This is a genomic window from Sulfurimonas lithotrophica, from assembly GCF_009258225.1.
GTDB classification, from domain to species: Bacteria; Campylobacterota; Campylobacteria; order Campylobacterales; family Sulfurimonadaceae; genus Sulfurimonas; species Sulfurimonas lithotrophica.
Map to the genome: position 1 here is coordinate 932558 of NZ_CP043617.1, position 22824 is coordinate 955381.

Here is a 22824-nt window from a genome sequence, read left to right on the forward strand (position 1 = left end):
TTTATGAAGGTCAATATATGTTAATGACAATTGTCACAGTTTATTCTATTTACGTACTAATCTCTATATATGTGAGTATTATGCAGATAGGTTATATTAATGAAGTTAAAAATAAAGAAGCAGTACTGTTAAGTCCGAGTGAATTTTTAAAAGCTGCTTCTTACTCGGTAGCTAAAGAAAAACTATCTATTTTTACGACATTTTTTGATTATCTGTTTTTCATTGCATGGATGAGTTTTGGTATTTCATATTTATCAAATAACATATTCTTTGAAAATGAAGCTGTTTTAAATATAGCAATTGTTATGGGTTTTGTAATTGTAAACTCTATATTGTCACTTCCTGTATCTTACTATGAAAAGTTTGTACTGGATGCTAAGTACGGGTTTAACAAATCCAGTATGGGCTTATGGGTAAAAGATACCTTAATAAGTTTTGTGATGACCTTGATTTTTGGTTCTTTGGTTGTTTGGGGTATTTATGAAATTATATCAAGCTTTACACTTTGGTGGTTATGGAGCTTTTTATTTATTTTTGCAGTTGTAGTACTTATAAATATGTTATACCCTGCATTTCGTGCAATGTTTTTTGACAAACTGACTCCGCTTAAAGATGAAGAACTGGATGCAGAAATAAAAAGCCTTATGGATAAAACAGGCTTTAAAAGTTCAGGTGTATTTGTAAGCGATGCATCTAAACGTGACTCAAGATTAAATGCATATTTCGGCGGTTTTGGAAAAGCTAAGAGAGTAGTGCTTTTTGATACGCTCATTGAAAAACTTACTACAAAAGAATTACTTGCAGTACTTGGACATGAACTGGGACATTTTGCACACGGAGATATTTATAAAAACATTGCACTTGTCGGGGGTATGCTTTTTGTTATGTTTGGCATCTTCGGTAACCTTCCCGAGTCGCTTTATCTTGAACTTGGAATATCGCAAGAACCTTATTTAGTCATGATTTTACTTATGCTTTTTATGCCTGTTCTTGGATTTATAATGATGCCTGTAATGGGGATAGTAAGCCGTCATAACGAATATGAAGCAGATAGGATGGGAAGTGAACTAGGCGGTGCAGGCGGTGAAGTAGAGCTTGCAAATGCACTAAAAAAACTTGTTGAAGAAAATAAAAGCTTTCCTCTTTCGCATCCTTTATATGTGTTTTTTCATTATACGCATCCGCCTGTAATGGAAAGACTTCGTGAACTTGGAGTAGATATATAACTTCGCTTAATAGATTTTCTTGACCTATGCACTTAAAGTGTAAATATTACTTAGCTATAATATCCCTTGTAATTACGTAATTAGAGGGATAAAATGATAGAGATTGAAAATGATTTAAACATAGTAATGGATGCCGAATTTGAAAAAGGTAACTTTGTTATTTTACAGTTCACATCCGAGCTTTGTGATGCCTGCTCAGCTTTAGAGATGGAACTTGAGGATATAGAAGAAGACCATAACGATGTATCAATACTTTCAATCGATGTTAGTGAAAATGAATCTGCAGTAGAATATTATGATGTTTACCAGACACCGACTATGATAATTTTTAATAATCAAAGAGAGGTTCTTTTTAACGGTATAGGCGTTATGCTCTCGCAAGATATTGAAAAGTTATTGGGTAAATAGTATAATATCCGATTAAATTTTATGGATTAAATAATTTTGAGAATTTTTTTACGATTTTTTTTGGTTTTAAGTCTTTTACACGGTATTGTCTATGGGCTTGATTTTAAACAAACGAAAGTTATTAAGCTAAAAAAGGATGAACAAAAGAAAATTCTTGTAAAATACGACAACATTATTAAACTTTTTGAATTTAGATGGACACTGTATAAAAACGGCGGATTGGTTATCCATAGGTCGTATGATAAGATAATTTCGCAAAATATACTTTATAAAAGATATAAAAATAATTCATTTAGATTAGAACTTAAATCGCCTGGTGCGGGTAAGTATTATAATTTGCCGTATATACTTGTCAAGTTTGAAGATTTTGATTTTAAAACAGATGAAGCAATTTTTAAACTATTTTTGTATGACGATGCAGGAAACGTTAGTTTAAAAGAGATAAAATAAGAGCTAAAGAGGATAGATGCAAAGAGTAGAAGATGAAATACTAAGGCTAATAGACGAGTGTGACTATAGTGAAGTTACACGCCTATTTAAAAATTTAAGCGGTGGAAAAAGACTTCGTGCAAAGCTAATATTAAAAATAGCTTCAAATCATGAAATGGCTCCGCTTTTAGCTGCAATAGTTGAACTTATACATGCAGCAAGTCTGCTTCACGATGATGTAATAGATGAAGCAGATACTCGCCGCGGCGTAGCTTCGGTTAATGCGACTGATGGCAGTAAAACGGCGGTAATGCTTGGAGATATATTATATTCAAAAGCTTTTACCGAACTTGTTAATTTTGATAAAGATATCGCAAAAACTATAGCATCATCTGTAACGGCATTATCCAAGGGTGAAATGATGGATGTTAAAATGGCTGATGAATTTAATGCAGACGAAGACAAATATCTCGATATGCTTTATCTAAAAACTGCTACACTTATAGAAGCTGCTGCTGCAGCTGCGGCAATGCTTGTAGGAAAAGATGTAGAAGCTCATGCAATCTATGGTAAAAACCTTGGTCTGTCTTTTCAAATTATAGATGACATTTTAGATATCACTCAAGATTCTGCTACTCTTGGTAAACCTGCACTAAATGACTTTGTAGAAGGTAAATGTACACTGCCTTATATCTATCTTCATAGAAAGTTGGATGATTCGGATAAAAAACGTCTTGAGTCTCTTCATGCCAAAAAATTAGATGAAAACGACAGTGTTTGGATAAAAGAGAAAATGCAAGAATATAAAACGGTAGAACAGTCCTTTGAGTTGGCGGCACTGCTTTCAGATGAAGCTAAAGGCGTTATGTCTGCAGATGCCGAGCTTGTAGCTATACTAGATTCAATGATAAAAAGAAGTTTCTGATGCATTATTTAACGGTAAGTTTTTCACATAAAAATTCGACTATTGAGATTAGAGAGAAGTTAACATATCCAAATGAGAAAAGTGTAAACGGCTGTCTTACAAAACTAAACTCTTCAGATGAGATAAACGAAACTATCCTTATCTCAACCTGTAACAGGATGGAGATATTTTGTTCATGTAGCGATATTGTTGCGGCAAAAGAACACGTGTTTAACATGTTAAGCGAGAGGGCCGGCATATCTATTGAAGAGCTTCAGGAAAGAGCTGACGTATATGATGACTCTACTGCTATTCATCATCTTTTCTCGGTAGCATCCGCCCTTGATTCAATAGTAATCGGAGAGACGCAGATCGCGGGTCAGTTAAAAGATGCATTTAGATTCTCTTATGATAAAGGTCACTGTGATAAAAAGATAGCACGTGCGGTAAAGTCTGCTTTTAAGTGTGCCGCAAAAGTCAGAAATATGACAGATATATCTTCAAAACCGGTATCGGTTGCATCTGTTGCCGTTTCAAAACTAAAGTCTGTTTTAGACGATATCGAAGGTAAAAAAACTTTGGTTATCGGTGTAGGCGAGATGAGTGAGATAACTGCAAAACATATGATTTCCCACGGTGCCGACGTATATATAATGAATCGTACAAAACAAAAAGCACAAATACTCGCAGATGAAGTGGGTGCAAAAGTTTACGACTACGGTCAGCTTGATAAAGCAGTGAATGAATTTGAAATACTTTATACGGCTACAAGCTCAAACACTCCGATTATCACAGACGATATGATTAAACTGTGTAACTACCAAAGATTTTGGTTTGATCTTGCCGTTCCAAGAGATATAAGCTGTTCATATACGGGTATGATACAGCTTTTTACTGTTGATGATTTAAAATCTATCGTAGAAGAGAACAAAGGTATAAAAGAGGGTGAAGCCAGAAAAGCTCACGGAATAGTGGGTCGTAGCGTTGTAGAATTTTTTGAATGGTTGGATGCTTTAAATGTTGAACCTATGATAAAAGATATTTATAAAAAAGCATATAAAACGGCTGAGATAGAATCAAAACGTGCAATTAACAACGGTTATTTACCTAAAGAGTATGAGGTTCAGGCTAAAAAGATGGCTGAACAAACATTAAAAAGATTTCTTCACGATATGACATCAAAGATGCGTGAAGTATCAACAGAGCCAAAGTCAGACAGTATAAGCGGTGTTATGCAGATGCTTGCAAACAGTGAAAATGACAGTATTCCTGATAAATATAAAAATATGGAGAAAAAATAGTGAGAAGATCTAAGGCATTTATTCCAACAACTAAAGAAGCACCTAGTGATGCGGTACTGGCTAGTCATATATTTTTGTCGCGTGCGGGTTTTATTTCGCAAGTCGCTTCGGGGTTATACTCTTATATGCCCTTAGCTAAAAAAGTAATAAGAAAAATAGAAAACGTTATACATGAAGAGATGGCAAATGTGGGTGCACAAGAAGTTGAGTTAAGCTTTGTTGCTCCGAGTGATTTATGGATTGAGAGTGGTAGGATAGATAAGTTTGGAAAAGAACTTTTAAGATTTTATGATAGAAAAGAAAAGCTTTTTGTTCTTGGACCTACACATGAAGAGATGATGGTTGATTTAGTTCGTAATCGTATAACATCTTATAAAAACCTTCCATTAAATCTATATCAAATAAAAACAAAGTTCCGTGATGAAGTAAGACCTCGTTTTGGTCTTATGCGCGGGCGTGAATTTATTATGAAAGACGGTTACAGTTTTCATGCATCTGTAGAAGATTTAGATAGAGAATTTAATGCACTTGAAGATGCATATAAAAGAATTATAAAACGTCTTGGACTTGACTTTAGAGTTGTTGAAGCTGATAGCGGTGCAATCGGTGGAACAGGTTCAAAAGAGTTAATGGTGCTTGCAGATAGCGGTGAAGATACTATTGCCGTGTGTGACAAATGTGAGTATGGTGCGAACATAGAAGTTTTTATGGATATGGAAGAACTCGGTGAAGATTTTGATGCAAGCAGTGTTAGTGATATAAAAGAGTTAAAAGGTGATGACAACTGTCCACACTGTGATGGTAAACTCTCTCTTACAAAAGGGATAGAGGTCGGGCATATCTTTAAACTAGGTACTACATACTCAAAAGCCTTAAAAGCAGAGTTTTTGGATGAAGAAGGAAAAAGCAAACCCTTTATAATGGGTACATACGGGATGGGTGTATCTCGTCTTGTTGCAGCCGTAATTGAACAGCATCATGATGAAAACGGTTGTATTTGGACCAAGGAGACTGCTCCTTATACTATTAATATTATGATCTCAAATGTTAAAGATGAAGCACAAAATACTTTAGGTGAAGAACTTTATTTAAAACTTTTAGGTGAAAATATAGAAGTTATGATTGATGACAGAAAAGATAGATTTGGTTTTAAAATGAAAGATGCTGAGTTAATTGGTTTTCCATTCACTGTTATAATTGGAAAAGAGTTAGAAAACGGTATAGTTCAAATATTTAACAGAGCTACAAGAGAAAAAATTTCTGTACCCTCGGGAGAGATTTATAAAAAAATTATGGAATTAATTTAATGATATATTTTATCGTTTATCTGTTTTTAGAGGTGCTTTTATCGGTTAATATTTCATCGTATATAGGTGGATTATGGACTTTTTTTGAAATACTTCTAAGCGCTTTTATAGGCATATACATATTAGTAAATTTTAAAGAGTCTCTTCGTGAAAATCTTACGGCAGTCTCTTATAACTGTATAGACTTGCAGGAGTTCCAAAGTTTAAATCTTTTTACTTTAATCGGTGCCGTTTTTCTTATAATACCGGGTTTTTTAACAGATATCCTCGGTGTACTTATGCAGTTTAGTGTTTTTACTACTATGTTTGTAAATAGATATCAAATGCATAAGACTAACTCATGTAGAAAAGAAGATCAAGAATTTAATTCGTATAACTCACATATTACAAAGGAATCAGATGTCATTGATGTTGAAATTATTAGCGATAACTCTACTAAGTAGTACGTTTGTTTATGCTACAAGCAATAAACAAGTTGAAGATTTTTTATATAAAAATTTTAAAAGTAATCCAAATATAAAATCTATAAAGATTGGTGTAAGTTCAAAAGTAAAAATAAAGCAAATGCCGCAATGGGAAGCTTTTATCGTTGATGTTGATGCAACGGTTAAAGGTGATAGAAAAGTTAAACAGAAGATGATATGGTTTTCAAACGGAATAGTGATGTCTCCTGATTTAATCGATATAAAAACAAATAAATCATTAAAAGACAGTGTCTCTCCAAAATTAGAAGCTAAGCACTATAAAAAAGAAAATCTTATTTACGGAAATGAAAATGCCAAGCACAAAGTAGCTATATTTTCCGACCCGCTATGCCCGTTTTGCCGCTCTTATGTTCCAGAAGCGATAGAATATATGAAAAAGCAACCGGAGAATTTTGCTCTTTATTATTACCATTTTCCGTTGCCGTCATTGCATCCGGCTGCAGTTGAACTTTCAAAAGCAGCTATAGCAGCAGAACTTCAAGGCGTTAAGGATGTAGTTTTAAAACTCTACAATGTCAAACTTGATTCAAAAGAACGTAACGTATCCAAAATTTTAAAAGCATTTAACGATGCAGTAGGTACAAAAATAACCGAGAAAGATTTAAAAGATTCGAGTGTAGTTAAACATTTTGAACAAGATCGTAATATAGCAGATGACGTTATGGTTCAAGGTACACCGACAATATTTTTTGACGGTGTAAAAGATAAATCAAAGAAAAAATATTTAGGTGTAAAATAGATGGATAAACTCGTAATTGCGACAAGGGTTTCAGATTTAGCTTTATGGCAAGCTTATCATGTAAAAGAAAGGGTGGAAGCTTCATTTCCGAATATAGAAGTTGAGTTAAACAAAATAGTAAGTAACGGTGATAAGGTTTTGGATAAACCACTTGCTTTAATAGGCGGAAAAGGTCACTTTACAAAAGAACTTGAAGATGAGATGCTTGCAGGCAATGCACACTTGGCAGTACACTCTTTAAAAGATGTACCGACATATATACCTGATGGTTTAGAACTTGTATCCGTAACACAGCGTCAAGATCAAAGTGACGTATTTTTATCTCATAAGTATAAAAGTCTGGAAGAACTGCCTCAAGGTTCAGTAGTTGGAACAACAAGTCTTAGACGCCGTATGCAGCTTTTACAAAAAAGACCTGATTTAAAAGTAAAAGATTTACGTGGAAACGTAAATACCAGACTTAGAAAACTAGCAGAAGGGCAATATGATGCCATTATATTAGCTTTCATCGGTTTGCATAGATTAGACTTACTAAAAGATATACCTCATACGCAAAAACTATCACTTGATATGATGATACCGCCTATGGGTCAGGCAGCACTTGGTATAGAGATAGTTCAAGGTAATGATAAAGTACGCGAAATAGCAGAGTCTTTAAAAGATGAAGATACATTTATCTGTACTCAAATAGAGAGAGACTTTATATCTAAAATCGGAGCAGGGTGTTCAGCTCCTGTTGCTTGTAATGCCGTTAAAAATGCAAATGAGATTACTTTTAGAGTTATGCTTGGGTTTCCCGATGGCACAAACGTGATGCAGGAAAAAGTAGTTTGTGATGCAAGTGAGTGTGAAAATTTAGGTAGTGAATTAGCTCAAAAGATGATAGACAACGGGGCACTGGAACTACTTAAACGTGCCGAAGATACTGCATTTAAAGAAGAGATGCCTCAAAGATTATAAGGACACAAGAAGATAATGGGGATTATCTTCTTAGGAGAATGAAACAGGTTTATTAAAAGTTGTTTGATTGTTTTAAAAAAATTAGTGGTGACCCCGAGGAGAATCGAACTCCTGTAACATGGATGAAAACCATGGATCCTAACCGCTAGACGACGGGGCCTTAAAAAAATGGTGTCCTGTTCAGGATTCGAACCTGAGGCCACATCATTAAAAGTGACGTGCTCTACCAACTGAGCTAACAAGACGTTATTCTCTTTGTTAAGAGGTCGAAATTATAGACAAATCATTTTTTAATGTCAAGAGTTTTTTTGACAAATTTCTAAATTTTTTTAAAACATTACATTTTGGGTAAAATGCGAACATGAATTATTTTTCTTTTGAGTACCCTTGGTTTATATTGTTACTGATACCGATTATATATTGCCTATATAGATGTAAGGAATATTCAAAGAGTATTTTTTTTGTTCACTTACACCTTATGAGTGCAAAAAAAAGTTTAAAAAATATAGAGTGGATAATAAAGATACTGATTTTTATATTTTTGGTCGTAGCTTTAGCTTCCCCTATTTTAATAGATAAAACAAACCCTCTTAACCGTCACGGAAAAGATATAGTCTTAGCAATAGATGCAAGCGGTTCTATGAACTCATCCGGTTTTGCCGAGGATGAGGAAGAGTTAAAGGGAAAAAGCCGCTTTGAAATAACAAAACATATAGCAAAAAGTTTTATAAATACAAGACAAAGCGATAATATAGGTGTAGTAATGTTTGGTGATTTTGCTTTTATTGCATCTCCGATAACTTATGAGAAAAATATTATTGTAGATATGCTTGATCTGTTGACTCAGGGTATGGCAGGACAAAATACGGCAATCGGTGAAGCTATAGCTATAGGTGTGCGTGCTTTTAAACACTCACGTGCAAAAAGTAAGATAATAATACTCCTTAGTGACGGTGAACACAATAGCGGAACGATAAGCCCAAAAGAAGCGGTAAAAATAGCAAAAGATAAAGATGTTAAGATATATACGATTGCCATTGGGAAAAAAGGTGAGGCTGATGAATCCCTACTTATGAAAATAGCATTAGATAGTGATGCACATTTTTATTATGCATCCAATGCTAAAGAGTTAAAAGCGGTATATGAAAATATTGATAAACTGGAGAGTTCAAAGATAAAAAGCAGAGAGTATTTGTTAAAAGATTATCTTTATGAGATATTTTTACTCTTAGCTACAGCACTTTTAATCTACTTAATATACAGGGAGATAAAAAGATGAACTTTTTAAATCCTGAATTTTTTTGGTTGTTTTTATTTTTACTTGCCGTGTATGTAAAAAAAGACTATAAAAAGTTCAATCCAAGTACATACGGATATGTTGTTACATTTATTTTTATTGTTATTGCACTTAGCAGACCTGTAATAGAACAAGAACCTATAAAAACAAAACAATCTTTAAATGATGTAGTCATAGGTGTTGATTTGTCCTACTCGATGCAGGGAGAGGATATAAGTCCAAACAGACTCTCTAGTGCAAAAGAGTATCTCTCTAATCTCGTAAAAAATAATACAAAAACAAGATTTGGAGTACTTGGATTTACAACAAATGCAATAGTGCTTAGTCCACTTACACAAGACAGTGAACTGCTTTTGCATCTGTTTAACTCTTTGGATGAATCACTTATCGTAACTAAAGGCTCCAGTGTAATGCCTGCGTTAAAACTAGCGAGAAGATTATCTAAAAGTAAAAAACTTTCAGTTGTTCTTTTAACCGACGGCGGGGATGAATTAAACTACAGTGATGAATCCGAGTTTGCAAAAGAAAATAAAATGACTGTAAATATTATGATGCTAGCGACAAATAGCGGTTCGACTCTTAAGCTAAAAAACGGAGATTTGCTTGAAGATGAAAAAGGTGATATTGTAGTAAGCCGAGCAAATTCTGCCATCAAAACTATAGCAGATGCAACAGGTGGAGTCTATAGTACAAACTTTAGTGATATAATCTCGGCATTATCATCCCAAAGAGAGGCAAATATTAATACTCAGGTCACTATTGTTCAAAATAAGGAACTTTTTTATTATTTTATTGTTTTGGCAATACTAAGCTTTTTAGTAAGTGTTACAAGTCTAAAAAGATTTGTTATAGCTTTTTTAATTTTAATCGGTGTAGATGTGCAAGCATTTGACTATAAAAGCTTTTATGAGGCAAATAGATTATATACTGAGGGTAAGTATGAAAAAGCCCTGCAAAAGTATAAACAACTTCGCTCTAGCGATGCTTTAGATAAGTCTATAGTTTTTTATAACATTGCAAACAGCTACGTAAGGCTAAAAGAGTTTAAAAAAGCTAGGGAGAACTATATGAAATCACTTACACTTCATTACTCTTTGGAAGCGGATGAAAATCTTTATTTTATAAAAGACGTAGATGAAGAGAAACAGATGAGTACGGGTCAGCAAAAAAGTGTAAAAAAATCTTCAGATGCCAAACAAAAAGAATCAAGTGAAAAGCAAAAAGAGGGTGGCGGCTCAAATATGAATGTAAGTGCAGCCTCAAGTTCCGCAAGCGATAACAGCGGAAAAAAAGTAAAATCAAATCAAAGCTCCGTAGATATGAGTAATGGAAAGGCAAAACTAAGTTCGCGTCAATATGAGTTAATAAATAAAAGGGGTGTAAGTGAAAAACAACCTTGGTAAGATACTGATAATACTAATAATAATTTTTATAAACCTAGATGCCAAAGAGTACATTTGGAGTGCGTCTATAAATAAAAAACAAGCATATGTAAATGAAGCCGTGCATCTACACTATAGCTGTAAGTTTAATTCAAGAGACGAGCTACATGTAATAGAGTTTAATCCTGTAGGTACTTACAAAGATTACGATATTTATCTCTTAAGCGAGAGTGAAAATATCATAGACGGCAAACGCGTAAATGATTTTGAATTTGTCGCTTTTTTAAAAAAAGCGGGCTTAATAGAATTTAATTTTGATGTTTTGATGAAAAAAACAAATCAAGACTCCATAAACAATACTGTACTTGGTCGTGACAATGCCGACTATGAACAATTTAGCAAAAAACTTATAAAACAGAAAAAACTGAGCATCGATGTCTTAGCAAACGATATTACGCTTCTTGGTGATTTTGAATTTAAAGTAAAAAAAGATAAAACGAGCATCGATGCTTATGAACCTTACCATTTTGAACTAATCATAGAGGGTACGGGTAATCTTGATAAACTAGAAGATATAGATTTAAAAATACCCGGTGCAAAAGTATTTACATCTAGGGCACAAAAGAATTATGTGTTGACAGAAGATGGTTATAAGGGAAAATGGAGTCAAAAATTCGCCATAGTTTCATCTGAAAACTTTGAATTTCCAAATATTAGCTATGAGTTTTATGAGAAAAAATCAAATACTTTAAAATCATATGAGATAAAATCTTTTGAAGTAAAGGTAAAAGAGTTATATAAAAAAGAAGATCTTTTAGATGATGTTAAAGAGGAAAGAAATATTTTTAAAACAGAGTATCTGTACTATATTTTAATTTTTATCAGTGGTTTTTTAGCAGGTAAAATAAAAATAAGTAAAAATTCCAAAGACGAAAAAAAAGGTGATTTAACTCATAAAGTACAATCTTGTAAAACTTTGGATGAGTTATTAGTATTGTTAATAATTATAGATTCTGTAAAATACAGTGACTTGATAAAAAAGCTTGAATCTAAAGAGTTGTCTTTATTAGAAGCTAAAAAACAACTTAGTAAATAGCATATTTATAAAAAATCTTGTACAATACGGCTACATTACGAAATAAAAAAACATTTGGGGATATTATAATGAACACAAAAAGTATAAAATTTAGAATTACTTCTTTAATAGCCGTGGCTATTTTTGTAGTTATATCAAGTATACTTTATATATCTGTATCACGTGCAACCGAGTCTTTGGTTAAGAGTAATATTGATTTACTAGATGCCGTAAAAGAGTCTAAAAAAGAACATATAAACGATTTTTTCTCATCAGTAAAAAACCTTTTGCTTGCCAAAAGTACGGATAATGCAACTACTCAAATTTTATGGACTTTGGATGAAGGCTTTGAAGAACTTGAAGACTATGATGAAGTTGATATGGAAACAATAAAAAAAGAGTTGATTAAACATTATAAGAACGAATATATTAACAAAATAAATTATAAGGTCAAAAACTCAGCCCCAAAACGCTCAGCAGAAGAATATCTTCCTAAATCAAAAAGTGCACTTGTAGCTCAATATCTTTATATAATACAAAATCAATATCCGGTCGGTGAAAAAGATAAACTCTTTATGAACAAAGAGTCAAAAGATACTTACTCGCCTAACCATGTACAAGTACATCCTACATATAAACATATACTCGACAATTACGGATTATATGATATCTTTTTGGTAAATTCTAACGGTGATATAGTTTATTCCGTAGCTAAAGAAAAAGATTTTGGAACAAATATTTTAAGAGGCGTATATGCAAACAGCGGTCTTGGAAAAGTCTTCAAAAAAATCCAAAATACCCAAAGAGGTGAAGTTGCATTTTCCGATTACTCGCCTTATGAGCCTAGTTTCAATGACCAAGGTCTATTTTTAGCATCTCCGCTTAATTTCGGAAAAGATTTTGAAGGTGCCGTAATCTTCCAACTACCGCGTTCTAAGATAAACAATGTTATGAACTTTCATGGAAACTATGAAAAAGCTGGTCTTGGAAAAACTGGTATTGCAAATTTAGTTTCAAATGACGGATATATGAAAAACGACAGTCGTTTTTTAAAAGATATTACCGATAAAGATGTTATTAATTCAGGAACGACTATCGGTACCGTTCAAATAAAATCAAAATCGGTGGATGCAATTCGTGAAGGTAAAAGCGGCAGTTGGATTATAAATAACGATATGGGTGTCAGTGTTATAAGTTCATATGAACCTCTTAATGTTTTTGGAAAAAAATGGGGTATTATCGTTGAGATTGAAGAGGAAGAAGTATTAGATAACGTTAATGAGTTAAGAGATGCTATTTTAATGATTTCGGTAGGCTTGTTTTTAGTCTTTTTCGTATTAAGTGCGTTTTTGATACAAAAAATAGTAGTGAGTAAACTTCAAGTACTTCAAGATGCTACATATGATTTGGCAAAAGGCGAGGGTGACTTGACTCAGCGCATTTCCGTACCAAAAGGTGATGAAATATCTGAAGTCGCTACAAATATAAACGATTTTATTAAAAAAGTTCAAACAACCGTATCTGAAGCAAAAAATTCATCGTCACAAAATACTTCTATAGCATCTACACTCTCGACTACATCTATAAATATGCAAGAAAAAGCTCAGCAAGAAAGTGAGATTGTCGAGGCTGTATCAACAGAAGGAAACAACCTTAGAGATATATTGACAAGTTCAGTTGAGCAAGCAAAACAAACTAAAGAGAATATTAACTCTGCAGGTATAATTCTTCGTAATGTAAATAATCAAATTATACATCTTGCAAACGAAGTACAACATCGTGCAGATGATGAACTGCAACTATCACACAGGCTGGAGCAGTTAAGCTCAGATGCCGAACAAGTAAAAAGTGTACTTGAAGTTATATCCGATATTGCTGACCAGACAAATCTTTTAGCTTTAAACGCAGCTATAGAAGCTGCCCGTGCGGGTGAACACGGTCGTGGATTTGCCGTAGTTGCAGATGAAGTTAGAAAACTGGCAGAACGCACGCAAAAATCACTCTCAGAGATTAATGCTACTATCAGTGTTATCGTTCAGTCGGTTATAGATGCAAGTGACAGCATCTCTACAAATGCTAAAGAGATGGAGAGTTTGTCTCAGTATGCATCTAAAGCCGAAGAAGATATAAATACAAGTGTTGAGTCGATTGAACAGTCTATAACACAAGTTGATGAGACCGTAACGGGATATATAAACAATTCGGCAACGGTTGAATCTATGGTAAATAAAGTTAATGAGATTGAAGATATATCGTCTCAAAACAAAAGAAGTATAGAAGATATTGCCAATGCATCATCCGAGTTATCTAAGATGACTGCAAACTTGGACAAAATGTTAAACGACTACAACACATAAGTTTTGCAAGACAAAATATACTACCTATCTAAAGAACTCTTTGAAGATGACTTTTACTTCAAAGAGGTTATCTGTAAAAATACCAAAAATAACTACTACTGGAGTGATGAGTGGAGTGAAGAGTTTTATATAAAACTCGCACAACTTGGGTTTATCTCAACTACTTATGATACAAAAGACGGTTTAGTTTTGCTTCCTGAGCTTCAACTAGACTATGCCGTTTTAGACTTTAAAGAACTTCACATATCTAAAAAAGTAAAAAAACTTCTGGATTCTGATAAATATATTTTTACAAAAAACACTCAGTTTCATAATGTTTTAGAATCCATAGATAAACTGCATAAATACAACTGGTTAAAGGGAAAATATAAAGATATTTTAATGTCTTTGTATGCATCTAACGAAGATAGAGATGATTTTGAAATTATGAGTTTTGAAGTGTTATGCTCATCTACAAAAAAATTAGTTGCGGGCGAAGTAGGTTATAAAACAGGTGGCATATATACAAGTCTCAGCGGTTTTAGCCTTAGAGATAAAGAGTATAACAATTTTGGTAACCTTCAAATGGTTTTACTTGCACAGTACTTGGAAAAAAATGGATACTTGTTTTGGAATCTCGGGCATCCTCATATGGAGTACAAGAAAAAACTCGGTGCTAAAGTTTACAGCAGAGACGAGTTTTTAAAGAGATTCATACACATGTCTGAAAAATAAAGCACTATTTTTTTTGCTCCTCTATTTTTTGTACTACTATACTTTTATCAATACCTGCAGCATATTTATAAACAAGTGTTCCTCCGCTTCTACCTTGGTAAAGCGAAGCTATCAATACGATTATAATTAAAACAAGAGAAATGTTTTCATATAACACAGAGTTTTTGGAAATCGCAAACCATTTCACAATGGAAGTAACTACCAAGATGCCTACAACTATAAAACCGAATATTTTATGTTTATTTAAAGAATTTATACCTTCTTGAAGGATATTTTGATCTGTGATAATTTTTTGTGCATCATCTATCCCGCTAACTACTGCGAGAAAAGAAGCCAGCATCGCAAAACCTATAATTCTCAAAGCTGCTTTGGAATACGCTTTATCTTTTGTAATAAAATATGTAAACTGTGAAAATAAAGCGATAATCGGTAACGCTACCACAAAATGTACAAACGGAGGATGTAAGATATTCATTTTTCTTCCTTTTTAGTTAGAGGGTAGATAGATTGTAGTATTAAAAAAATTAATAATATATTAAATTGTTTTAATAACTCTTAAGTAAGTAAAATAAGTGTTAATACTGTCATAAAATGACTATATTTAACCAAACATTTACCACCCTAAGATATACTACTACAATTTCAAAAAATAGGCATATTTAATGAGTAAATTAACAGATATTAAAAAAGAAGTAAGTAAAGTAGTGGTGGGTCAAGAGAAGATGATTGATTCACTTCTAATCGCACTTTTATGTGAAGGTCACATACTTATAGAGGGTGTACCGGGACTTGCAAAAACTACGACCGTAAACGCACTTGCAAAATCTCTGGGGCTAGGCTTTAAACGTGCACAGTTTACACCGGATTTACTGCCGTCGGATATCTTGGGTGCTGAGATATACGACCCTCAAAATAATGCTTTTAAAATCAAAAAAGGTCCTATTTTCACAAATCTTTTACTTGCAGATGAGATAAACCGTGCCCCTGCCAAGGTTCAGTCCGCTTTACTTGAAGTTATGCAGGAAAAGCAAGTTACATTGGGTGATGAAACGTTTAAGCTAGAACCTCCGTTTTTTGTAATGGCTACACAAAATCCTGTTGAGCAAGAGGGTGTGTATCAACTTCCAGAAGCACAGCTGGACAGATTTATGTTAAAGCTTGTAGTAGATTACAATTCAAAAGATGAAGAGTTAGAGATTGCAAGACGCATTTCAAGTGGAAATTTTGAAGATATAGAAGCTGTTGTAAGCAAAGACGATATAGATGAACTTAAAAAACAAATCAAAGATGTCCATGTAGATGCAGAAGTAGAAGAGTATATGATAGAGCTTGTAAATGCTACAAGAAACCCTAACGAGTACGGACTTGAAGAGTTGACGGATTTTATTCAGTTTGGAGCAAGTCCTCGTGTAAGTATAGATATGTTCAAAGCCGTTAAAGCTATGGCTTTTATGCGTGAGAAAGATTTTGTAACGCCTGTTGACGTGGCATATATTGCAAAAGAGCTTATGCGTCACCGCATCGTTTTAACATACGAGGCAGAAGCAGAGGGAATCACTACCGATGAGATTATCCAAAAAGTTTTAGAGACAGTAAAAATACCGTAGGTAAATTATGAGCAAACTGCAAAAAATATTAGTTAGGGCTCGTCGTCAAGTCTTTTCTGAAATGGTCGGAAATAATCCTTCCATTTTTCAGGGCGAGGGTTATGACTTTATAGAGCTTCGCGAATATATGCCCGGAGATGATATCAGGCATATTGACTGGAATATCACAGCCAAGATGCAAAGTCCTTACATCAAGATTTTTCGTGAAGAGCGGGAATTAAATGTCGTACTTGTTACTATTTTGAACGGTAGTGTTCATTTTGGATCTAAAAAGTTTAAGCAAGAAAGTATAGCCGAAATAGCGGCACTGCTAGGTTTTTCAACTCTTAAAAATGGTGACTTGTTAAGTTACTATAGCTTTACCGATAAGATGGATAACTTTTACAAACCAAGCAAAAAAATACACCAAATCCAATCTATCACAAAAGATATTTTAGACTTTGAAGCCCTAAATAAAAAGGTTGATTTTAAATTTATAGCAGATACTTTATATAAAAGATTAAAAAGAAAATCTCTTATTCTTTTTGTAGGTGACTTTTTTGAAATTCCTGACTTTAAACTGCTTGCTAAAAAACATGAAGTAGTATCTTTGATAGTAAGAGATAAACTGGAAGAAAAACCGCCTCAAATGGGTTTTGCATCTTTGGTTGATCCTGAGAGCGGAGCTACACTAGAAGGAGATTTTAACCGTTCAAGTGTAGATTCATATGCAAAAAAAGTCCATGCACACGACCATAAACTATATGACACGTTTAGAAAACATCAAATACGTTTTACAAAAGTATATACGGACGATAACCCAAGCGTAAATTTACGTCGTCTGTTTGAGGGTAGGTAGATGCAACAGCAAAGTTATGACATACCTTTACACGATATAAAAACTATAGTTGAAGTAGAAGAGTACTCGCTTTATTACCTTTTAGGTATCTCGGCAGCAGCTATTGTTGTTCTTTTTGGAATAGGCTATTTGATATATAAATACTTTAAAAACAAGAATAGATATAACGAAAGAAAAGAGCATTTTAAAATTATAAATAGTTTAGATTTGAGCGATACTAAAAAAGCTGCATATGCTATTAGTCTGTATGGAGCTACATTTAAAGATGACGGCGATAGACAAAAAGGGATGTATGAAAATCTGACAGACAGACTAGAAGCTTATAAGTATAAAAAACAAGTTGATTCTTTTGATAAAGATACACTGAGTTATATTGAACTGTATAAGGGTATGATTGATGTTTGATGGCATCTACTTTGAGTTTCCAAAACTTATATTTGTTATATTTTTCTTTATAGCGTGTGCTAGTTTATGTAAGATGAAACTTCCGTCTTTGTATTTTCCACATACTGCATCTTTTATGAAAAATACCGCAAGTAAATCAAAACTTCTGTTTTTTCTAAAATGGACGGCAATAAGCATGATGATAGTAGCACTTATGAGTCCTGTAAAAGATGAGCCGTATGAGTTAGAACCTAAAGACGGATATGAAATGACGCTTGTTTTAGATGCATCGCAGTCGATGCAGGCACGCGGTTTTGACATAACATCTCCTACATCTACGCGTTTTGATGTTGTAAAAGAGATAGTAAGCGATTTTATAGATAAAAGAAAAAATGACAATATAGGTCTTGTAGTCTTTGGCGCTTACTCTTTTATAGCATCTCCTCTTACATATGATGAAAATATTTTAAAAGGAATAGTGAAAGAACTCTACATCGGTATGGCAGGAAAATATACGGCACTTTACGAATCGCTTGCACAAGGGGTAAACCTTTTAAAGATGAGTGATTCAAAATCAAAAGTCATCATACTTTTGACGGACGGTTTTAATACGCCTGATAATCGTTTTCCTCTTGATGTAGCACTCGATATGGTAAAAAAAGAGAAGATTAAAGTTTATCCTATCGGAATAGGTGGACAAAATGAGTACAATAAACAAGTACTTATAAAAATTGCAAAAGAGAGTGGCGGTGTCGCCTTTGGTGCTGCAAATGCAAATGAACTTCAAGATGTTTACAAACGTATAGACGAGCTTGAAAAATCCGAGATTAAAAATGAGACCTTTTCTTATCTTGAATACTACTATATATACCCGCTGTTTATAGGATTTTTAGCTTTAATGTTTTACGTATATCTGAGAAATAAAATAGGAGCAAGCGAGTGAGTTTTTTACATCCCGAATTATTATATTATCTGCTTCCTCCGATGTTTATATTATTTGGACTTTTACTTACCCAAAAAGAATCGCAAGCTCATTTTTTCAGTGACGACGTGATAGATAAATTAAGAGTCTCAGCCAATATGCTTACTCTAAAGGCAAGGAATGCACTCTTTTTACTGACTGGTGTATTAATAGTTTTGGCACTTGCTCAACCTGTTATAAAAGATGGTAGTGTAGAGGTTAAAGCTAAAAGTGCGGATATTATGATAGCACTTGACATAAGTGATTCTATGCTCGCAACAGACGTTTATCCTTCAAGACTCGAATCTGCTAAGAAAAAGGCTCTTATGTTACTCTCAGATGCACCAAACGAGCGTTTAGGCGTAGTGGCATTTGCAAAAAACTCTTATCTTGTATCGCCACTTAGTTTTGATTCATCTGCAGTTGCGTTTTTGCTCTCAAAACTCGATACTGCATCCATTACACAAAAGGGAACCGATTTTTTATCGATGCTTGAGGTTGTATCAAATGCAAAAAGCAAAAGCGAGAAAAAATATTTGCTAATTTTAAGTGACGGTGGCGATAAAAAAGACTTTTCAAAAGAGATTGAATTTGCAAAAGAGAAAAACATAATAGTATTCATACTCGGTATGGGTACAAAAAAAGGTGCACCTATAAAACAAAAAGACGGTAGTTTTATAAAATATAACGGGGATATAATAATCTCAAAACTAAATGAAGAAGTGTCTGATTTAGCTACTAAGACGGGTGGAGTTTATATACAAAACAGTGTAAGTGATAAAGATATAAAAACAATGTTTGCCGAGATGCAGCGTGTTAGTGATAAAAAAGAGTTAAAAAGTCAAAATATAAATAAATATATACCGCTATTTTATTATCCTCTTGGTTTGGCACTTTTTATACTTTTAATAGCTACAAGTTCGATGAGTAAAAGGGTAAAGGTTAATCTGCCAAATATTTTTGTTTTATTTTTAATATCTTTTGCATCTGTAGATGCGGAAGCAGGAGTGTTTGACTTTATAGAACTTGACAAGGCTAAAAAAGCTTATGAAAAGGGTGAGTATAAAGATTCTGCAAAAATATATGAACAATATGCATCTGAGCATCAAAACGGGCAAAGTTATTTTAATGCCGCAAACTCGTACTATAAACAAGAAGATTATAAAAAAGCATTAGAGAACTATGAAAAGGCCACATTTAACGATAAGTATGAAAGAGCTAAGAACTTTGCAAATATGGGAAATGCATATGTAAAATCAAAAACTCCCGATGGACTAAACAAAGCAGTGGAAGTTTATGAGAAGTCTTTAGAAATAAAAGAAGACAAAAAGGTCAGAGAAAACCTTGAAGCTGTTAAAAAAGAGCTAGAAAAACAAAAGAAAAACCAACAAAACAAAGATTCTAAAAACGATAAGAAAAAAGATAAAAAAGAGGATAAGAAAAAAGACAATCAGTCAGAAGACTCGGATAATAAAAATTCGGATGAAAAATCAGACGATAAAGATCAAAAAGACAGTTCAAAATCTAAAGAGTCAAAAGATAAACAGCAAGAACAAAAAGATTCAAAAAGCAAAGAAGAAGAGCAAAAAGATCAAAAACAAAACAAAGACAATAATGAATCAAAACAACAAGAACAGCAAAAACTCCAAAACCTGAGTGAAGATAAAAATGAAACAAAAGAACAAGATAAACAAAGCAAGCAGGAAAAACCTGCTCAGATGCAGCAGATGAGTGATGCGGAGTTGGAAAAATGGATAAATCAACTTCAAACTAAACAAAAAACATATCTATATCAGTTAAATAAATCAAGTAAAAGGCAAGATGAGAATGAAAAACCTTGGTAAGATAATAATTTTTTTAACCTTTTTTATAAGTGCTTTAAACGCCTCAGTTGTGGCAAGTGTAGATTCTTCAACTATCACTAGAGGTGAGATGGTAACCTTGTCTTTAAAGCTTGAAGGAGAAGATATTGAAACTCCAAATATACAAACTGTATGTGGCGAAGACGTAATATCTACAAATTCTCAGACCAGTATAGAGATGATAAACGGGAATTTTAGAAAAAACTATGTACTTTCATATAAATTTTTACCTCAAAAAAGTTGTGTAATTGAGCCAATTGCGGTAAATATAGGCGGAAAAACAGAATATACTAAAAAGATAAGTATCAATGTAGAGACTCAAAAAGTAACAAAAGATTCCCCGTTTATATTAACTTTAGAATCATCAAAAGACGAAGTTTTTGTGGGTGAGAGTTTTGAAGTTACACTTTTATTTAAACAAAAAAACAATGCAACGGCAGTTGACAGTGAGTTTGTACCGCCAAATTTACAAGGATTTTGGATAAAAAATGAATCAAAACCTGAGCGTTTTAAAGATGCGGAATATACAACTACAAAGGTTGTATATACGATGGCAGCCCAAAGAGAAGGTATGCTTAAAATATCTGAAGCTAAGATGAAGATTGCCTTGCGTAGCCATATAACCGATAGTTGGGGCTCATGGGTACCACAGATAAAATGGAAGACATACTTCTCAAACGATTTAGAGATAAAAGTTAAAAAACTTCCTGCAGGGATTGAGTTAGTAGGTGACTTTACTATAGATGCTAAGGTAGATAAAACATCTATAAACCCTAACGAAGCCGTAAATTTAAGTATAGAGTTAGTAGGTCTTGGAAATTTAGAAGATATAAAAACTCTAAAACCAAGTATAGACGGAGTTAGTATATTTGATGAAAAGGTCGAAGTTAATTCTAATAAACTTACGCAAAAAATAGCTTTTGTATCTGACAAAGATTTTACAATACCTCCAATTACACTAAGATATTTTGATCCACAAACAAAAGAGATAAAAACTATAAGTACCAAAGAGTTTAAGATAGATGTAAAAGGTGTAGAAAATAAGAGTGAGGCATTAAATATTAAGCGTCAAGAAGTGCCTGATAACGAAACCGCTACTTCAACAAGTGAAAATTTGCCTTTTTTATGGGCTGTGTTAATATTTATATCCGGTATTTTAGTCGGAATAGTTATTATGTTGTTCAAGCCTTCTATAAATAAAGATACAAATAATGGTTTTGATATTAAAGATGAGAAAAAACTTCTTATAAAACTTCTTCCGTACGAGGATGACAAAGAGGTTAAAGAGTTGATGAACAAACTCGAAGCAAATATCTACTCGGCTAAAAAAGAGCCTGTAGATAAAAAAGCCTTAAAAGAGTTGATTAAAAGATTAGGAATTTCCTAGTCTTTTGTTATTAGTGGTATGGAATTAAAGCATAACCACTATTTTGTAATTGAATTACACGTGTTATAGAGTTTTTAACGATATCTGCTTCAGAAATAATATCATCTTTTTTATATCCAAATTTATTTGTAGCAATTTTACAAGCTTCGATTTTTACATTGTGTTCACGTTTTAACTGTGTTAGCTTTTGATGGATTGCTTTAATATCTTTATTGTCACTTTTTTTATTCACTATCGGTGTACATTTTGAATGGATTGTCAAAACAAAATCATACGGTATATTTTTTTGTTTTAATTCTTTTGCCGTCATATCAATTAACTTCATTCTTGTTAAAACAAACTTCATATCCCCTGCAGCACAATCAAATACGGCTTTTTGTTCTGCTGATAAAATGCTAAAAAGCATTACAAAAGAAACTAATATTTTCTTCATTATATATCCTTATTTTTTTAAATGGTAAAAACGTTAAGTTTAACTTAACGAAATGATATTTTATTAGGTTTTACTTAAGAGTTATTTAAAGTCTTTTAATACATTCATAAAATGAATTAAGTTCATTTTATGAACTTATATATTAAAATAGTTAAAAGATTTTAAAGGGAAGAGTGTATGAGTTTAAAGAAAAAAATAGAAGAGATAAAAAGAGATTTAATACTCGAAGAAGCATCAAAACTCTTTCAAAGTGAGGGTTACGAAAATATGAAGATAGCTGATTTAGCTTCTATTGTCGGAGTATCTGTAGGTTCTATTTATACACTTTTTGGCTCAAAAGAAAATCTTTATAATAACTATATATTAAATCAAATTGATTATTATTTAGAGATACTGGAAAATGAAATCAAGAATGTAAAAGATCCGTATGAAAAACTTAAAATACTCACAAATATCAAGTTTCAAGCCTTTACATCGCATAAAAACATACTACATATAGGTGTAAATCATCCGTTGTTTTATATAAATACTTACAATTTTACCGACGAAGATGACGTTATGATGCATGTATATATGTTTATAAGTGAAAATATCATGGAACCTTTGAGGAAAAAAATCTCAACTACTAAGACTGCACTGGAGATGACTTTACTGTATGATAGTCTTAGTACCGCTATGGTTAAACACTGGGTTATCGTAAACGATGATTTAATGCAAAGAAGTGATGAACTTTTAGAAAGTTTTTTATTAATAACCAAAAATAGATAA

Annotated in this window: 23 protein-coding genes and 2 tRNA genes; 21 read left to right on the forward strand and 4 right to left on the reverse strand. The window is 32.9% G+C overall.

What is annotated here, in order from left to right; all coding sequences use genetic code 11:
* Nucleotides 1–17 precede the first annotated feature (17 nt).
* From FJR48_RS04730 to hemC, 9 genes are all read left to right on the forward strand, one after another.
* Nucleotides 18–1226 (forward strand): M48 family metallopeptidase, encoded by a 1209-nt coding sequence (locus FJR48_RS04730; RefSeq protein WP_152307010.1) that lies wholly within the window; start codon nucleotides 18–20, stop codon nucleotides 1224–1226.
* A 93-nt stretch (nucleotides 1227–1319) separates the two neighbouring features.
* Nucleotides 1320–1634, forward strand: a complete 315-nt coding sequence (locus FJR48_RS04735; protein WP_152307011.1) for a thioredoxin family protein — start codon at nucleotides 1320–1322, stop codon at nucleotides 1632–1634.
* 36 nt (nucleotides 1635–1670) lie between these two features.
* The gene (locus FJR48_RS04740; RefSeq protein WP_152307012.1) at nucleotides 1671–2084 is read left to right on the forward strand and encodes a hypothetical protein; all 414 of its coding nucleotides are present in this window, start codon (nucleotides 1671–1673) and stop codon (nucleotides 2082–2084) included.
* A 16-nt stretch (nucleotides 2085–2100) separates the two neighbouring features.
* Nucleotides 2101–2988, forward strand: a complete 888-nt coding sequence (locus FJR48_RS04745) for a polyprenyl synthetase family protein (protein ID WP_152307013.1) — start codon at nucleotides 2101–2103, stop codon at nucleotides 2986–2988.
* Nucleotides 2988–4268, forward strand: coding sequence for a glutamyl-tRNA reductase (gene hemA, locus FJR48_RS04750; RefSeq protein WP_152307014.1), 1281 nt, complete (start codon nucleotides 2988–2990; stop codon nucleotides 4266–4268). Before FJR48_RS04745 ends, hemA begins: the two co-directional genes overlap by 1 nt.
* Nucleotides 4268–5575: a proline--tRNA ligase gene (gene proS / locus FJR48_RS04755; protein WP_152307015.1), complete on the forward strand. Its 1308-nt coding sequence runs from the start codon at nucleotides 4268–4270 to the stop codon at nucleotides 5573–5575. Before hemA ends, proS begins: the two co-directional genes overlap by 1 nt.
* The gene (locus tag FJR48_RS04760) at nucleotides 5575–6018 is read left to right on the forward strand and encodes an FxsA family protein (protein ID WP_152307016.1); all 444 of its coding nucleotides are present in this window, start codon (nucleotides 5575–5577) and stop codon (nucleotides 6016–6018) included. The genes proS and FJR48_RS04760 overlap by 1 nt, the downstream gene beginning before the upstream one ends.
* Nucleotides 5975–6799 (forward strand): DsbA family protein, encoded by an 825-nt coding sequence (locus tag FJR48_RS04765; RefSeq protein WP_152307017.1) that lies wholly within the window; start codon nucleotides 5975–5977, stop codon nucleotides 6797–6799. Before FJR48_RS04760 ends, FJR48_RS04765 begins: the two co-directional genes overlap by 44 nt.
* Complete coding sequence (hemC, locus tag FJR48_RS04770) at nucleotides 6800–7759, forward strand: hydroxymethylbilane synthase (protein WP_152307018.1); 960 nt, start codon at nucleotides 6800–6802, stop codon at nucleotides 7757–7759.
* An 85-nt stretch (nucleotides 7760–7844) separates the two neighbouring features.
* On the opposite strand, the gene FJR48_RS04775 is transcribed toward hemC, so the two are convergent.
* Both FJR48_RS04775 and FJR48_RS04780 read right to left on the reverse strand, forming a co-directional pair.
* Nucleotides 7845–7919, reverse strand: a tRNA-Glu gene (locus tag FJR48_RS04775).
* Nucleotides 7920–7928: 9 nt separating this feature from the next.
* Nucleotides 7929–8004, reverse strand: a tRNA-Lys gene (locus tag FJR48_RS04780).
* A gap of 233 nt (nucleotides 8005–8237) precedes the next feature.
* Here FJR48_RS04780 and FJR48_RS04785 point away from each other — a divergent pair.
* From FJR48_RS04785 to FJR48_RS04805, 5 genes are all read left to right on the forward strand, one after another.
* Complete coding sequence (locus FJR48_RS04785) at nucleotides 8238–9038, forward strand: VWA domain-containing protein (RefSeq protein WP_241856129.1); 801 nt, start codon at nucleotides 8238–8240, stop codon at nucleotides 9036–9038.
* Nucleotides 9035–10459: a VWA domain-containing protein gene (locus FJR48_RS04790; protein WP_152307020.1), complete on the forward strand. Its 1425-nt coding sequence runs from the start codon at nucleotides 9035–9037 to the stop codon at nucleotides 10457–10459. The genes FJR48_RS04785 and FJR48_RS04790 overlap by 4 nt, the downstream gene beginning before the upstream one ends.
* Nucleotides 10440–11534 carry a BatD family protein gene (locus FJR48_RS04795; protein WP_152307021.1) on the forward strand — a complete coding sequence of 365 codons (1095 nt, stop codon included), beginning with the start codon at nucleotides 10440–10442 and terminating at the stop codon, nucleotides 11532–11534. Before FJR48_RS04790 ends, FJR48_RS04795 begins: the two co-directional genes overlap by 20 nt.
* A gap of 68 nt (nucleotides 11535–11602) precedes the next feature.
* Nucleotides 11603–13870, forward strand: a complete 2268-nt coding sequence (locus tag FJR48_RS12440; protein ID WP_152307022.1) for a methyl-accepting chemotaxis protein — start codon at nucleotides 11603–11605, stop codon at nucleotides 13868–13870.
* A gap of 3 nt (nucleotides 13871–13873) precedes the next feature.
* Complete coding sequence (locus tag FJR48_RS04805; RefSeq protein ID WP_152307023.1) at nucleotides 13874–14584, forward strand: GNAT family protein; 711 nt, start codon at nucleotides 13874–13876, stop codon at nucleotides 14582–14584.
* 4 nt (nucleotides 14585–14588) lie between these two features.
* On the opposite strand, the gene FJR48_RS04810 is transcribed toward FJR48_RS04805, so the two are convergent.
* Complete coding sequence (locus tag FJR48_RS04810) at nucleotides 14589–15059, reverse strand: DUF2231 domain-containing protein (RefSeq protein ID WP_152307024.1); 471 nt, start codon at nucleotides 15057–15059, stop codon at nucleotides 14589–14591.
* Nucleotides 15060–15246: 187 nt separating this feature from the next.
* Here FJR48_RS04810 and FJR48_RS04815 point away from each other — a divergent pair, with 187 nt between their 5' ends.
* From FJR48_RS04815 to FJR48_RS04840, 6 genes are read left to right on the forward strand one after another with little or no spacing between them, the layout of a single operon-like run.
* Nucleotides 15247–16191, forward strand: coding sequence for an AAA family ATPase (locus FJR48_RS04815; protein WP_152307025.1), 945 nt, complete (start codon nucleotides 15247–15249; stop codon nucleotides 16189–16191).
* A gap of 7 nt (nucleotides 16192–16198) precedes the next feature.
* Nucleotides 16199–17029: a DUF58 domain-containing protein gene (locus FJR48_RS04820; RefSeq protein WP_241856131.1), complete on the forward strand. Its 831-nt coding sequence runs from the start codon at nucleotides 16199–16201 to the stop codon at nucleotides 17027–17029.
* Entirely contained in the window at nucleotides 17030–17434 is a 405-nt protein-coding gene (locus tag FJR48_RS04825; protein ID WP_152307026.1) for a hypothetical protein, read from the forward strand. It begins immediately after the preceding gene.
* The gene (locus FJR48_RS04830) at nucleotides 17427–18356 is read left to right on the forward strand and encodes a VWA domain-containing protein (RefSeq protein ID WP_152307027.1); all 930 of its coding nucleotides are present in this window, start codon (nucleotides 17427–17429) and stop codon (nucleotides 18354–18356) included. Before FJR48_RS04825 ends, FJR48_RS04830 begins: the two co-directional genes overlap by 8 nt.
* Nucleotides 18353–20218 (forward strand): VWA domain-containing protein, encoded by a 1866-nt coding sequence (locus FJR48_RS04835; protein ID WP_152307028.1) that lies wholly within the window; start codon nucleotides 18353–18355, stop codon nucleotides 20216–20218. Before FJR48_RS04830 ends, FJR48_RS04835 begins: the two co-directional genes overlap by 4 nt.
* A complete protein-coding gene (locus FJR48_RS04840) occupies nucleotides 20202–21623 on the forward strand; it encodes a BatD family protein (protein ID WP_152307029.1) in 1422 nt (473 codons plus the stop codon). Before FJR48_RS04835 ends, FJR48_RS04840 begins: the two co-directional genes overlap by 17 nt.
* A 10-nt stretch (nucleotides 21624–21633) precedes the next feature.
* Here the strand turns inward: FJR48_RS04840 and FJR48_RS04845 are convergent, their stop codons facing one another.
* Nucleotides 21634–22056, reverse strand: a complete 423-nt coding sequence (locus FJR48_RS04845) for a DsrE family protein (protein ID WP_152307030.1) — start codon at nucleotides 22054–22056, stop codon at nucleotides 21634–21636.
* Between the two features lie 177 nt (nucleotides 22057–22233).
* On the opposite strand from FJR48_RS04845, the gene FJR48_RS04850 reads away from it, so the two are divergent.
* Entirely contained in the window at nucleotides 22234–22824 is a 591-nt protein-coding gene (locus FJR48_RS04850; RefSeq protein WP_152307031.1) for a TetR/AcrR family transcriptional regulator, read from the forward strand.